The sequence below is a fragment of the Thermocatellispora tengchongensis genome (assembly GCF_014202315.1).
Classification (GTDB): Bacteria; Actinomycetota; Actinomycetes; order Streptosporangiales; family Streptosporangiaceae; genus Thermocatellispora; species Thermocatellispora tengchongensis.
In genome coordinates, this window is sequence record NZ_JACHGN010000010.1 from 140,440 (window position 1) to 153,476 (window position 13,037).

The following is a 13,037-nucleotide window of genomic DNA, read 5'->3' on the forward strand; positions in this document are numbered from 1 at the left end:
GGCCGTACCCGCAGGCCATCCGCAAGCCCACGTGAGTCGCGTCAATACCTGCCCGGCTCTACCCGCGGGCCATCCCCACGCCCACCCGCACACTCGCCCGCCGGTTCGCGTCACCGCCCGCCCCGCCCCGGTCGCAGTCGCCACGCACATCCTCCGCCCCGGCATCATCCAGCCCTCGCCCTGAGGAGCACACCGTGACACCACGCTCGTCAGCGGCAGAGATCGTCAGCCTGGCGGCCATAGCCGCCTTCACCCTGACCGGTGGCGTCACCATGCTGGCCGGCTGGCTCGGCCACGCCATGCACCTCGCCATCGCCGGCTGGGCGGTGTCGATAGCGGCACTGACGGTGGCGACCACCCACCTGTACTTCGTCGCTCCCGACGCGTACGGCAGCTTCGGCATGTTCCTGCGCCGCGAGTTCACGGTCGTGCCCGGCTACCTGGCCGTGATGGTGAGCGCCCTGAGCATCGTCTTCACCGGCGGACGCGAACTGCCCAGTTTCGCCCTGCTCCTGATGGCCACCGGCAGCATTCTGATCGTCTCGGCGTCCTTCACGGCCGGCTACCGCAAACGCCGGGAGACCGAACGCCTGCGCACCCTCCTGAACGAGGGCAACGACCACCCCGCCCCCTGAGAGGTGTTCTCGACCGGTAAAACGATCTTTTCGAGACACAGAGATGTGAAGTGGGAGGACCCGACTCCCATCGTTTGAGGCATGTAGGAGCCCGGCTGACGCGATCGCGCTGGCCGGGCTCATTGGTTTCGTTTTGGGATATGCGGCGATGGCCTCCCTGCGGCCTGCCTATTGCCCTCGCCGAGCGAACTCGTCGGGCGTCGTGCCGCCGGGGAAGCGGGTGATGAAGTCGAGGACGCCGACCCAGGTCGGCCGGACGGCGATACGGACCATGGTGGTGCCGGGCCGGTCGACTGCGGCGACGTTCGCCGCGCCTTGTTCCTCACCGGCGTAGCGGCGCTGGGCGGCGGCGTATTCTTCGACAATGCCCTTGACGTCGGTGAGTTCGGCTTTCCCTCGGATGAGGAGCACTGAGGGTGGGGTGGTGGCGGCATCGATCGTGATAGCGATGTCGGGGCGGGCTCGCAAAGCGTTGACCTTGAGACCTCCGAAGGTGGAGAGCACGACCTCGCTGCCGGTCCAATGGAACAGCATGGGGAACACCCGTGGCGTTCCGTCCTTGGCCACGTAGGCGACGCGGGCGAGTTCGGTGGAGCGGAGCAGCCGCTGGGCCACGTCAGTCCCCAGCAGGCGCACATCGCCCTGGGGCAACGTCGCGTCGTCGAGGCGGGTCATCGAGTGATGACCTTGTCGAGGTTGTCCAGGCACAGGCCCCAGCCCTCGCGAAGCTCAGCCGCCGCGTGGTGGTCGGGCAGGCCACTGTGGGTCAGCACCACCGCGGTGACGCCATCCTGCTCGCTGATTTCCAGGTCACACCGCGATCCGGTGCCCGCCTCGCCCTCTTCGCCGTGCCAGATCCAGCCCAGGCGTGAGGGGCGTTCGACGACGGTGTAGACGCCGGTGGCGGTGTATTCGATGCCGTCGGTGTCGCGCATGACGACGCGCAGGCGTCCGCCGACGCGCAAGTCGACCTCGGCCTCGGCGGTTTCCCAGTCAGGGCCGGCGTGCCACCACTTCCTGATCACTTCGGGGTTGGTCCAGGCGTCGAACAGGGCGTCTGCGGACGCCCGGTAGGTGCGTTCGATGCGGACGGCGGTCGACCGTGTAGTCGTGTCGGTCATGGTTGTCTGCTCCTTGTCGGCAAGGTGTTCCTCGACGGTGTCGAACATGCGCTCCCAGAGGGCGCGCTGGTGGTCGACCCAGGTGACGGCGTCGATGAGCGCGGCCGGGTTCAAGGCCAGCCGGTGGGTGCGGCCGACGACTCTGCGGACGACGACCCCGGCTTCTTCGAGGATCTTCAGATGCTTGGTGATCGCTGGTTTGGAGACGCCCAGGTCTGAGGTCACCTCGCCGACCGTCGCGGGGCCGTTGCCCAGACGTTCGATCATCCTGCGCCGGATCGGGTGGGCCACGGCCCTGAACGGATCGTTCACCATATAGCTAACAGTACACCACTTGGCTAACAATGGGCGCAAGCGGGCCTCTGAGTCTGAGGGGCGCCTTCGCAAACCGCCCGGCAGCTCATGCGGCCTGCGGTGTCACGGGTTGCGCGCGACTCCACGATCGCGCGTTCTTCCTGGTCAAACGCCTTGTCATCAAGGTGATCGCGGCCCACGCCAGGTGGGCCTCGCTATGCTGCGGGAGCCGCTCGTAGTCGATCACGTTGCGCCGGGCGTTCATCATCCACCACTGATCTCGCCGGACTCCACGGCCGATTCGATCCAGTCGGCCGTGGCCCGGACCCGGGCCACGTTCCGCGCCACCGCGGCGCGCTCGTCGGCGGTGAATTGGTGGCCGCGCAGGCCGGGGACGACCCGGCCGATGGCCGAGACGAAGGCCGCGCAGGCGCCGGTCAACACCAGGAAGTCGCGGCTGTGCTCGATGCGGGGCAGAGCTGGGGTGCGCTGCCGCACCACCTGACCGGCCTGGCGGACATGGTCGACCTGGGCGCGGTTGACCATGTGCTTGGCTGTGTCATCCAGCATCGTGCGGGAGGCCACCTGCGGTCGGCGCAGCAGGTCGGTGGCCACCCGGACGGCGACCTCCTCATCGCGGGCTAGATCGTGGATGCGTTCGACCTTCTGCTGCACCGAGGCGATGTTGACGAGCTTCTGGTCGACCGCCTGCTTGGCGGCCGTGTCGGTCCACCGATGGGTTCCCGTGCGGTTGTCCAGCGGCGGCTTGGCGATGCGCGCCCACCGCTCCTCATCGTCGCGAATGGAGGCCGGCGTCGCGTGAATGTAGTACGGGACGCCGGCTTGGCGGTACTTGGCCGGCCAGCGGGAGGCCACCCAGCGGTGGGTCTCCAGCGTCCGTACCGGGATGGCCAAATCATCGGCGAACAGCTGCAACGATTCCAAGACGCCCAACAGCGCCTCGCCCTGGTCCGGCTGCGCGCCGCCGTGCAGCTGCATCGGCTCGATCTCCAGCGCGCCCTGCCCCGCCAGACCCTCTGACCCACGAAACCCTGACCCGCGAGAATCTCTGCCCGGCGAGCGCCCCGATCCGCGAGAATCTCCGCCCCGCGAGCGCCCCGGCCCACAGACCTAGCTCACCCACTGGCCCCTCCGCCCCGCGAGCGCCGGGACCCGCCGGACCCAGCTCACCCACCGGCCCCTCCGCCCCGCGAGCGCCCCGACCCGCCGGACCCAGCTCACCCACCGGCCGCTTTGACCTGCGAGCGCCCGGACTCACGAGACCCGTGACCCCCCAGACCCCGGTGACCCACCAGACCCCTCTGATCCACGAGCCCGGACCTGTGAGCGCCCCCGACCCCGCGGGCTGGGATCCCACCCCCTGATGCCAACGACAGGCGGCCGCCACGCCTGGCACCTCACAGGAGGGCAGGTGTGGCGGCTCGCCCGGGTCGGTGCGCGAGGACCTCTCGGGGGCGACCGGTCAGAGCTTGCGCAGGACCGCGACGACCTTGCCCAGCACCGTCGCCTCGTCGCCCGGGATAGGCTCGTAGGACGGGTTGTGCGGGACCAGCCAGACGTGGCCGTCCTTGCGCTTGAAGGTCTTGACCGTCGCCTCGCCGTCGATCATCGCGGCCACGACGTCACCGTTGTCGGCGACCGGCTGCTGCCGGACGACCACCCAGTCGCCGTCGGCGATGGCGGCCTCGATCATCGAGTCACCGGAGACCTGGAGCAGGAACAGCGTGCCCTCGCCGACGAGTTGCTTGGGCAGCGCGAAGACGTCCTCGACGCTCTCCTCCGCCAGGATCGGGCCACCGGCGGCGATCCGGCCGACCAGCGGCACGTACGCGGCGGTGGGCCGGCTGACCGCGGACTCCTCCTCGCCCGCGTCGGGATCGACCCACAGGACCGGCTCGCCCGGAAGGCGTACCTCCAGCGCGCGCGGCCGGTGCGGGTCGCGGCGCAGGTAGCCCTTGCGCTGCAGCGCCGTGAGCTGATGAGACACACTCGACGTGCTGGTCAGTTGCACCGCCTCGCCGATCTCGCGCATCGACGGGGGATAGCCGCGCTGCTGCACCGAGTCGCGGATCACCTCCAGGATCTTGCGCTGCCTGGGGGTGAGCCCGAGGGAGTCGCGCCTGCGCACCGCCAGGTCGCTCACGGCCTCGTCGTCATGCCCGCTCACGATTGCCTCCTCGCCTGGCGGTCCCCGCTCGGCCGCGCTGCGGTCTCACGTGGCTCGCCTCCCGATCCGTGGTCTTCACGTCGCACACAGCGACCGTATCCCCTCCAAAGATCATCTTCAAACAATTGTTCGAGTGTCCTCGAAATCGTCGGTCGCGTGGTGTACAACATCGTACGGGAGTTCGATCGACACCGTGTTCGATTTGCCGATCTTTACTCGGCCGATACTCGGGCCGGCCGGGGGGAGCGGAGGCCGCCATGCGGACGACCACAACCACAAACCCAACTTTCGCACAACCCGCGGTGATCCGCCGTGCGATTCGCGAGACACCCGCCGACCTGCCCGAAGCCACCAGCCCGCCCCTACCCGGCCCCGCGCCCGCCGAGGCGGCGGACCCCACGACGAAGAGGGCCGACGTGGGCGTGCGTGCGGCCAAGAGGGGCGAGACCGCGGCCACGCCCGGAACGGGTGCGGGGTCAGGCGTGGGCGCGGCCGGGGCGGGCGTCATCGTGCCCAGGCCCCGAACAGGCGCGGCCGAAGCCAGGGCGGGCTCGCATGCGGCTGCGGCGGAGGTGGTCGGCGTCTTCGACGTGAGCGGGAACGTCGGAGCGTCCGGATCGGATGCGGATGTGACCGCGGCGGGTCTGTACGCCGCTGCGGCGGAGGTGGTCGGCGTCCTCGAAGTGAGCGGGGACGCGGGCGAGGCCGATGCGGGTGTGCATGTGAGCGGGGCGGGCCCGCATGAGGCTGCGGCGGGGGAACCTGGCGTCCTCGACACGAGCGGGGACGCCGGTGTGTCTGAAGCGGGTGTGGATGTGATCGAGGCGGGCCCGTGCGCGGCTGCGGAGGTGGTCGGTGTCCGCGAAGTGAGCGGGAGCGCGAGCGCGTCCGAAGTGGGTGCGGATGCGAGCGGGGCGGGCCCGCGCGCGGCTGCGGCGGAGCCGGGCGGCGTTCTCGACACGAGGGGGAACGTCGGAGCGTCCGGATCGGATGCGGATGTGAGCGGGGCGGGCGCCGGCGGGGGCGCGCTCGCCCGGCAGGTCCTCGACCGTCAGACCGAGGCCCGGCGTGCGATGCGCCGCCGCGCGGCCGCGAGACGATCCTCCGCGCGCCGGGCTCAGAAGATCGCGAACGCCCAGGTTGCCGTCAACGCGCGGGCGGGCGCCACCGCGAGGGCGGGGACCGGCGCCGGTGGCATGGGCGAGGCGTGGGGCGCGGCCGAGGCCGGATGGGTGAACGGCGGCCGATGGGCCGGTGGCCTGCGGGGTGAGGCCCAGGGCGGTCCCGCCTCCCAATGGGCGGTCAGTGGATTGGGGACCCGGGTGACGACGCGCGGCCGTGCCGGGGGCGCTGGCCGGCGTGGCGGCGAGCCCGCAGGCACCGGTGCGGTGACGACGCGCGGCCCTGGCGGGGGCGCGGGTCGGCGCGGCGGCGAGCCCGCGGGCACCGGCGCGGTGACGACGCGCGGCCTTGGCGGGGGCGCCGGTCGGCGTGGCGGCGAGCTCGTGGGGTCCGGCGGCCGCCGTACGCCCGGCCCCAGGGCCGTACGCGCGCCGAGGCGGGGCGCCGCCGGCGGGTGGCGTCCGGGCACGGTGCTGACGGCCGAGGACCTGGAGGAGACGACCGTACGCCCCGCGCCGTCCGGCCGCCCGGGGGCCCGGCCCTCTCGGACCACCCTCAGGAAGCGGCGCCACCCCGCCCCGCCGCTGCGGCTGACGAGACGCGGCCGGGTGGTCCTGGTCGTCGCCGTGGCGATGATCGCCCTCGGCGTGTTCTGGCTCGGCACACGCGCCGTCGGCATCGCCTCGACCTGGCACCACCCCGGCTCGCAGCACGCGGGCCTGCCCTGGGTGGTGGTCGGCCAGGGCGACACCCTGTGGGAGATCGCCGACGCGGTCAGCCCCGAGGCCGACCCGGCCCCGATGGTCCGCAAGATCATGAACCTCAACGGCCTGTCCAGCACCGTGATCACTCCGGGCATGCGCCTGTACGTCCCGCTCTCGCAGGCAGGCTGAGGGGCAGCTCGCCTGGGGGCGGTTCGCCGGGGGTGGTTCGCGTGGGGGTGGCTCGCGTGGGGTAGTTCGCGTGGGGGGCGGTTCCCGTGGGGGGGTTCGCGTGGGGGGTGGCTCGCATGGGGGTGGCTCGCTTGAAGGGCGGTTCGCCTGAAGGGCGGTTCGCGTGGGGGGCGGTTCGCCTGAAGGGCGGTTCGCGTGGGGGGCGGTTCGCCTGAAGGGCGGCTCACTTGAGGGGCTGCGGTGGGTCGTGGGGCGGCCATCCACCCCGGTGCCCACTCCGGTGCCCACCCCTGTGCGGGGGATGAGTGACCTTTCTCGCGGGCGGCCGAAGGGGCGACTCTCCTCCTGTGCGGTGGAGGGTCCGACGTCGTCGCGGGCGCCTCTGGGGGGTGAGCCAGGGGTGGCCGGCTGCTCTCGCGCTGCGCTGCTGTCCGCACCGGGGCGGCCTCTCCGGCCGCTGACGAGGTGGCACGGCCGTGGGGCAGGACCGGGAGGCAGCGCCCACCCCAGAGGGCTGCGGCCGAGGAGCCGACAGGAGGGTGGCGAGATCGCGAAAAGGGCGAGCCGGCCCATCGCGCCGCCCTTCACCGGCCCGCGCACGGCGACCTCCTGGCACCGCGTCGCGAACCCCTCAAGCGGGGGCCGTCCTGCGGTGCCCCCGACACGGTCATCGGCTGCGCGTGGACGGCCCTTGGCGTGGCCGGCGGCGGTCCGGACGCTCCCGGCGGCCCAGGCGGTCGTCCGTCGTGTGGCGGGGTGGGACGCGGGCCGGGAGCGGGAGGGCGTAAGGTCGGCGCGGTGTGTGCAGTGGGACCGGTGGGGACCCTGGGGCGACACGCCGGGTCTGTTCACTCGCGAGGGGGCTGAGCAGCGAATTCGGTATGGGGCCGGTGTTCGACTTGCGTTCATGGGCGCGCGCTTCTAGGTTTGGACCACAACATCTAGTAGTTACAGCCATGTAGTTCACCACAAATTGTGTTTCCATTGCCGCACCGTGGTACGCCATTGGGCGTGCGTCAGCGTTTTCGCAGGGGTGGCGGCGTGGTTGTGGGCTGCGGCTCGGGGCCCGGTTAGGGAGGCGAATCGGGGTGCATTGTCCGTTCTGCCGTCATCCCGACACGCGGGTGATCGACAGCCGTTCCACCGAGGACGGCGCGGCCATACGGCGGCGGCGTACGTGCCCCCAGTGCGGGCGCAGGTTCACCACGCAGGAGAACGTGCTGCTGATGGTGAGCAAGCGCAGTGGCGTCACCGAGGCGTTCTCCAGGGACAAGGTGATCGCCGGAGTGCGGCGCGCCTGTCAGGGCAGGCCGGTGAGTGAGGACTCGCTGGCTCAGCTCGGGCAGCGGGTGGAGGAGAGCATCCGGGCGACGGGTGCGGCCGAGATCCCCTCCAACGAGGTGGGGCTGGCGATCCTGGGGCCGTTGCGGGACCTCGACGAGGTCGCCTACCTGCGCTTCGCCTCGGTGTACCGGAGCTTTGAGACGCTGGCCGACTTCGAGGCGGAGATCGAGCAGCTTCGCGCGAAGCGGGCGGCCGAGAAGCCCGTCGAGGAGTGAGGCGACGGCCTTCCGCGGGAGCGGGGGGCCGCGGGGCCGTGAACGTGGCGAGGAGACGGCCCGTACGCGTGCCGGGAGGCCGCGGCAACTGAACACCGGATCGTGACAGGACCGGAAGCGTGCGCCCCGGCGGCGGGGGACGGCACGGCGGCAAGACCACGTTGAACCGTATCGAGGGCCGGGTGAGCGGCCCCGGAAGGGGGAAGTCATGACGGAGACGGTGAGCGGCGCGACGGCGGCGCGCGGGGGCAAGCGCGGCCGCAAGGGGCTGAAGATCCGGCGGATCTTCACCACGGAGGGCGTGCACCCGTACGACCAGGTGAACTGGGAGCGCCGCGACGTCGTCATGACGAACTGGCGGGACGGCTCGATCAACTTCGAGCAGCGCGGCGTGGAGTTCCCCGACTTCTGGTCCGTCAACGCGACCAACATCGTGACGTCGAAGTACTTCCGCGGCGCGGTGGGCACCCCGCAGCGCGAGTCGAGCTTGAAGCAACTGGTGGACCGGGTCGTGGGGGTGTACACCAGGACCGGGATCGAGCACGGCTACTTCGCCTCGGAGGAAGACGCCGAGATCTTCGACCACGAGCTGAAGCACGCGCTGGTGCACCAGTTGTTCAGCTTCAACTCGCCGGTGTGGTTCAACGTGGGCACCGCCTCCCCGCAGCAGGTGTCGGCGTGCTTCATCCTCTCCGTGGACGACACGATGGAGTCGATCCTGGAGTGGTACAAGGAAGAGGGCGTGATCTTCAAGGGCGGCTCCGGCTCCGGGGTCAACCTGTCCAAGATCCGCTCCAGCAAGGAGCTGCTGTCCAGCGGCGGCACGGCGAGCGGGCCGGTGTCGTTCATGCGCGGCGCCGACGCCTCCGCCGGCACGATCAAGTCGGGCGGCGCCACCCGCCGGGCCGCCAAGATGGTCGTGCTCGACGTGGACCACCCCGACATCGAGGAGTTCATCGAGACCAAGGCGCGCGAGGAGGACAAGATCCGCGCGCTGCGCGACGCCGGGTTCGACATGGACCTCGGCGGCAAGGACATCGTCTCGGTGCAGTACCAGAACGCCAACAACTCCGTGCGCGTCTCCGACGAGTTCATGGAGGCGGTGGAGAAGGGCAACGACTTCGGCCTGCGCGCCCGCCTGACCGGCGAGGTGATCGAGAAGGTCGACGCCCGCGACCTGTTCCACAAGATGGCCAGGGCGGCGTGGGAGTGCGCCGACCCGGGCATCCAGTACGACGACACGATCAACGACTGGCACACCACGCCCGAGACGGGCCGGATCACCGCCAGCAACCCGTGCTCGGAGTACGTCCACCTGGACAACTCCTCCTGCAACCTGGCCAGCATCAACCTGCTGAAGTTCCTCAAGGACGACGACAGCTTCGACGTCCCGGCGTTCGTCAAGCTCACCGAGCTGATCATCACCGCGATGGACATCTCGATCTGCTTCGCGGACTTCCCGACCGAGAAGATCGCCGAGACGACGCGGGCGTACCGGCAGCTCGGCATCGGGTACGCCAACCTGGGCGCGCTGCTCATGGCGACCGGTCACGCCTACGACTCCGACGGCGGCCGGTCGATCGCGGCGGCGATCACCAGCCTGATGACCGGCGTGTCGTACCGGCGCAGCGCCGAGCTGGCCGGGATCGTCGGCCCGTACGACGGCTACGCCCGCAACGCCGAGCCGCACAAGCGGGTCATGCGCAAGCACGCCGACGCCAACGCCAGGATCGCCACCCTGGGCGGCATCGACGAGAAGGTGCACGCCGAGGCCACCCGTCAGTGGGCCGAGTGCCTGAAGCTGGGCGAGAAGAACGGCTACCGCAACGCGCAGGCGTCGCTGCTGGCCCCGACCGGCACCATCGGCCTGATGATGGACTGCGACACCACCGGCATCGAGCCGGACCTCGCCCTGGTCAAGTTCAAGAAGCTGGTCGGCGGGGGCTCGATGCAGATCGTGAACCAGACCATCCCGCGGGCGCTGAAGCAGCTCGGCTACCAGCAGGAGCAGATCGAGGCGATCGTGGAGTTCATCGCGGCCAACGGCCACGTGGTGGGCGCGCCGGGGCTGCGCGAGGAGCACTACGAGGTCTTCGACTGCGCGATGGGCGAGCGGGCCATCGCCCCGATGGGGCACGTGCGCATGATGGCCGCCACCCAGCCGTTCCTGTCGGGCGCGATCTCCAAGACCGTCAACCTGCCGGAGTCGGCGACGGTCGAGGACATCGAGCAGGTCTACATGGAGGGCTGGCGGCTCGGCCTGAAGGCGCTGGCCGTCTACCGCGACAACTGCAAGGTGGGCCAGCCGCTGTCGGCGGGCAACGGCGGCAAGAAGGCCGAGGAGAAGGCCGAGCAGCCGACGGTCCAGGTGGTGGAGGTCACCCGGCCCACCCGCCGCCGCATGCCGAACCAGCGGCCCAGCACCACCACCCGGTTCACCGTCGGCGGCGCCAAGGGCTACATGACCGCGTCCAGCTACCCTGACGACGGCCTGGGCGAGGTCTTCCTGAAGATGTCCAAGCAGGGCTCCACGCTGGCGGGCGTCATGGACGCCTTCTCCGTGGCGATCTCCATCGGCCTGCAGTACGGCGTGCCGCTGGAGACGTACGTGAGCAAGTTCGTCAACATGCGCTTCGACCCGGCGGGCATGACCGACGACCCCGACGTGCGGATGGCGGCCTCGGTGATGGACTACATCTTCCGCCGCCTGGCCCTTGACCACCTGCCGTACGAGGACCGCGCGGCGCTGGGCATCTTCTCGGCTTCCGAGCGGGCGGCGCAGGCGCGCGGCGAGGACCCGGCGGCGCTGCACGCCGAGGAGGTCCTCGACGCCGAGGCCCTGGCCCAGTCGGCGCCGATCGAGCCCAAGCCCCCGGTCGCCGCGGCGCCGCCGGCCGTCCAGCCGCGCCCGGCCGCCGAGCCGAACCGGGGCCGCGCCCTGGAGAGCCACCAGGGCCGCACCGCCGACGCGCCGCTCTGCATGACCTGCGGCACCAAGATGCGCCCGGCCGGGAGCTGCTACGTGTGCGAGGGCTGCGGCAGCACCAGCGGCTGTAGCTGACGCGTACGCGGGCGGGGAGCGGGCCGGACGGTCCGCTCCCCGCCGCTCATGTGGCGGGCGAGGCGGTTCCGGCCGCGGCGGTGAGGACGTGCTCCACGTCGTCCGGGATGCGCTGGCCGGGGAACCGGGTGGCCTCGCGCTGCCGGCGGTGGTACCAGTCCAGGGGGGTGCCGTGGTGCCGGGCGTCGCGCAGGCCGGGGTCGGCGCCGCGCGACAGCAGGTGGCGGGCGGCGGCGGCCTTGCCGTGCCAGGCCGCCTGGTGCAGGGCCGTGACGCCGGGGCCGTGGTGCCGGCCCGGGGTCGCGTTCACGTCCACCCCGGTGGCCAGGAGGCGGTCGATGACGGCCAGGCGGTCGTTGGCGGCGGCGGTCAGCAGGGCGGCCTCGCGGTCGGCGAGCGGGGTGGCGGGGGTGAGGAACCCGTCGAGGTCGCCCGCGCCCGCGGCCTCGACGATCGTACGCACCCGGGCCCCGGCCGCGACGAGCATGTCGGCGATCCGGGGCTGGCCGAACCAGACCGCGTGGGTGAGGGCGGTGCCGCCCGGGATCTCGCGGCCGGTGGCCTCCAGGCCGGCGCCGGCCTCGATCAGGACCCGGGCCATCTCGGTCTCGTAGTAGCTGACCGCCGTGATCAGGGGTGTCTCGAAGTCATCGGGGTCGCCGTCGGGTGACGCGCCCGCGGCGAGCAGCACGCGGGCGATGTCGGCGGCGCGGTCGTGCTCGGCGAGGCCGTGGAAGCGGGCCACGGCGGCGTAGCCGAGGGCGGGCGCCGACGGGGAGCTGTAGCGGGAGCTGACCCGTTCGCGCGCGAGGCCGGGATCGGCCGCGACCAGGCGGGCCAGGGTTCGCAGGTCGCCGTCGGCCAGGGCGTTCTTCCGCTCCACCTCGGCCTTCAGGCGGCGCCAGGAGGCGAATCCGTGCTCGCGGGCCAGCGCGAGTTGCGCGGCGGCCAGGGTGATCGCGGGGGACAGGGTGATCGCGGGGGACACCGCGTGGATGCGGGCCAGCGCCTGCGGGTCACCGGACGCGGCGGCCCGGCGCAGGTCCTTCGCCAGGCGGCGAAGCCGCCCGAGGTGCGGGCGTTCGGGCAGATCGAGTGGCATGGTCTCTCCCTCGCACCGCCCGCGGCCCGCGTGTCAGGCGGAGGGAAGAGGCCGGGTGCGACCGTGCGCCTGGAGACGGAGGTGGACTCGGTCCTTCCCGCGGGCCCGGATGCGCCCTCCTGCGCGCCCTCAGCATAACCGGGGATCAGCGGCATAACCGGGGATCAGCGCGGGAGCCGGTTGATCGGGTGGTCGCCGGTCGCCCACAGGTGCTGCACGGCGTACGCGCGCCAGGGCCGCCAGGTTTCGGCGTGGCGGGTGAGGGCGGCCGGGGTCGCGGGCAGGCCGAGGGCCAGGGCGGCGTGGCGGACCCCGAGGTCGGTGGCCGTGAACGCGTCCCGGTCGCCGAGCGCGCGCATGGCGATGGTCTCGACGGTCCAGGGGCCGACGCCGGGGAGCGCGGCCAGGCGCGTACGGGCGCGGGCGGGGTCGGCCGACGGGCCGAGGTCCAGGTCGCCGGAGGCCAGCGCGGCGACGAGCGCGGCCATCGTGCGCCGCCGCGCCTGGGGGAGGGCGAGCGTGCCGGGGTCCAGCGTGGCCAGGGCCTCGGCGGTGGGGAACAGGTGGGTCAGCCCGCCCGCCGGGTCGCGTACGGGCTCGCCGTACGCGGCGACCAGGCGGGCGGCGTGGGTGCGCGCGGCGGCCGTGGAGACCTGCTGGCCGAGCACCGCCCGTACCGCGAACTCCGCCCCGTCGGCCGCGCCCGGCACCCGCCGCCCCGGCGCCTTGGCCACCAGGGGCGCGAGCAGCGGGTCGGCCCCCAGCGCGGCGTCCACCGCGGCCGGATCGGCGTCGAGATCGAGGATGCGCCGGCACACCGCGATCGCGGCCGGCAGGTCGCGCTCGTCGGAGAGGATCAGCTCGCACCCGATCCGCTCCGGTTGGGGCCGCAGGGCCGCGATGCCGGGCCCGTGCGGCAGGCGCAGCGTGCGCCGGTACGCGCCGTCGCGCCATTCCTCCACCCCCGGTACGCCGGTGGCCACCAGGTGCCCGAACAGGTTGTCCGGGTGCAGCGGCGGGGTGAAGGGCAGGTCGAGCGAGAAGAGCATGCCGTCCAGGATC

Annotated in this window: 10 protein-coding genes; 4 read left to right on the top strand and 6 right to left on the bottom strand. The window is 72.1% G+C overall.

The window, feature by feature from the left end; all coding sequences use genetic code 11:
• Nucleotides 1-194: 194 nt before the first annotated feature.
• Entirely contained in the window at nucleotides 195-635 is a 441-nt protein-coding gene (locus HNP84_RS23835; RefSeq protein ID WP_185052098.1) for a hypothetical protein, read from the top strand.
• 168 nt (nucleotides 636-803) lie between these two features.
• Here HNP84_RS23835 and HNP84_RS23840 read toward each other — a convergent pair whose 3' ends face one another.
• The 4 genes from HNP84_RS23840 to lexA form a co-directional block, all read right to left on the bottom strand.
• Nucleotides 804-1,310: a pyridoxamine 5'-phosphate oxidase family protein gene (locus HNP84_RS23840; RefSeq protein ID WP_185052099.1), complete on the bottom strand. Its 507-nt coding sequence runs from the start codon at nucleotides 1,308-1,310 to the stop codon at nucleotides 804-806.
• On the bottom strand, nucleotides 1,307-2,071 hold the full coding sequence (locus HNP84_RS23845) for a metalloregulator ArsR/SmtB family transcription factor (RefSeq protein WP_185052100.1): 765 nt from the start codon (nucleotides 2,069-2,071) through the stop codon (nucleotides 1,307-1,309). Before HNP84_RS23845 ends, HNP84_RS23840 begins: the two co-directional genes overlap by 4 nt.
• 243 nt (nucleotides 2,072-2,314) lie before the next feature.
• The gene (locus HNP84_RS23850; protein ID WP_185052101.1) at nucleotides 2,315-3,049 is read right to left on the bottom strand and encodes a DUF6192 family protein; all 735 of its coding nucleotides are present in this window, start codon (nucleotides 3,047-3,049) and stop codon (nucleotides 2,315-2,317) included.
• Between the two features lie 484 nt (nucleotides 3,050-3,533).
• Entirely contained in the window at nucleotides 3,534-4,241 is a 708-nt protein-coding gene (lexA, locus tag HNP84_RS23855; RefSeq protein WP_376771952.1) for a transcriptional repressor LexA, read from the bottom strand.
• A 1,502-nt stretch (nucleotides 4,242-5,743) separates the two neighbouring features.
• Here lexA and HNP84_RS56170 point away from each other — a divergent pair.
• The 3 genes from HNP84_RS56170 to HNP84_RS23870 all read left to right on the top strand — a co-directional run bounded on the left by HNP84_RS56170 (nucleotide 5,744) and on the right by HNP84_RS23870 (nucleotide 10,873).
• Nucleotides 5,744-6,253, top strand: coding sequence for a LysM peptidoglycan-binding domain-containing protein (locus HNP84_RS56170; RefSeq protein WP_185052102.1), 510 nt, complete (start codon nucleotides 5,744-5,746; stop codon nucleotides 6,251-6,253).
• A gap of 1,088 nt (nucleotides 6,254-7,341) precedes the next feature.
• The gene (gene nrdR / locus HNP84_RS23865) at nucleotides 7,342-7,812 is read left to right on the top strand and encodes a transcriptional regulator NrdR (RefSeq protein ID WP_185052103.1); all 471 of its coding nucleotides are present in this window, start codon (nucleotides 7,342-7,344) and stop codon (nucleotides 7,810-7,812) included.
• A gap of 208 nt (nucleotides 7,813-8,020) precedes the next feature.
• Nucleotides 8,021-10,873: a vitamin B12-dependent ribonucleotide reductase gene (locus HNP84_RS23870; protein ID WP_185052104.1), complete on the top strand. Its 2,853-nt coding sequence runs from the start codon at nucleotides 8,021-8,023 to the stop codon at nucleotides 10,871-10,873.
• 46 nt (nucleotides 10,874-10,919) lie between these two features.
• Here the strand turns inward: HNP84_RS23870 and HNP84_RS23875 are convergent, their stop codons facing one another.
• Together HNP84_RS23875 and HNP84_RS23880 are read right to left on the bottom strand one after the other, a co-directional pair.
• Entirely contained in the window at nucleotides 10,920-11,975 is a 1,056-nt protein-coding gene (locus HNP84_RS23875) for an ankyrin repeat domain-containing protein (RefSeq protein ID WP_185052105.1), read from the bottom strand.
• Nucleotides 11,976-12,139: 164 nt separating this feature from the next.
• Nucleotides 12,140-13,024 carry a DNA-3-methyladenine glycosylase family protein gene (locus HNP84_RS23880; protein ID WP_185052106.1) on the bottom strand — a complete coding sequence of 295 codons (885 nt, stop codon included), beginning with the start codon at nucleotides 13,022-13,024 and terminating at the stop codon, nucleotides 12,140-12,142.
• Between the last annotated feature and the right edge of the window lie 13 nt (nucleotides 13,025-13,037).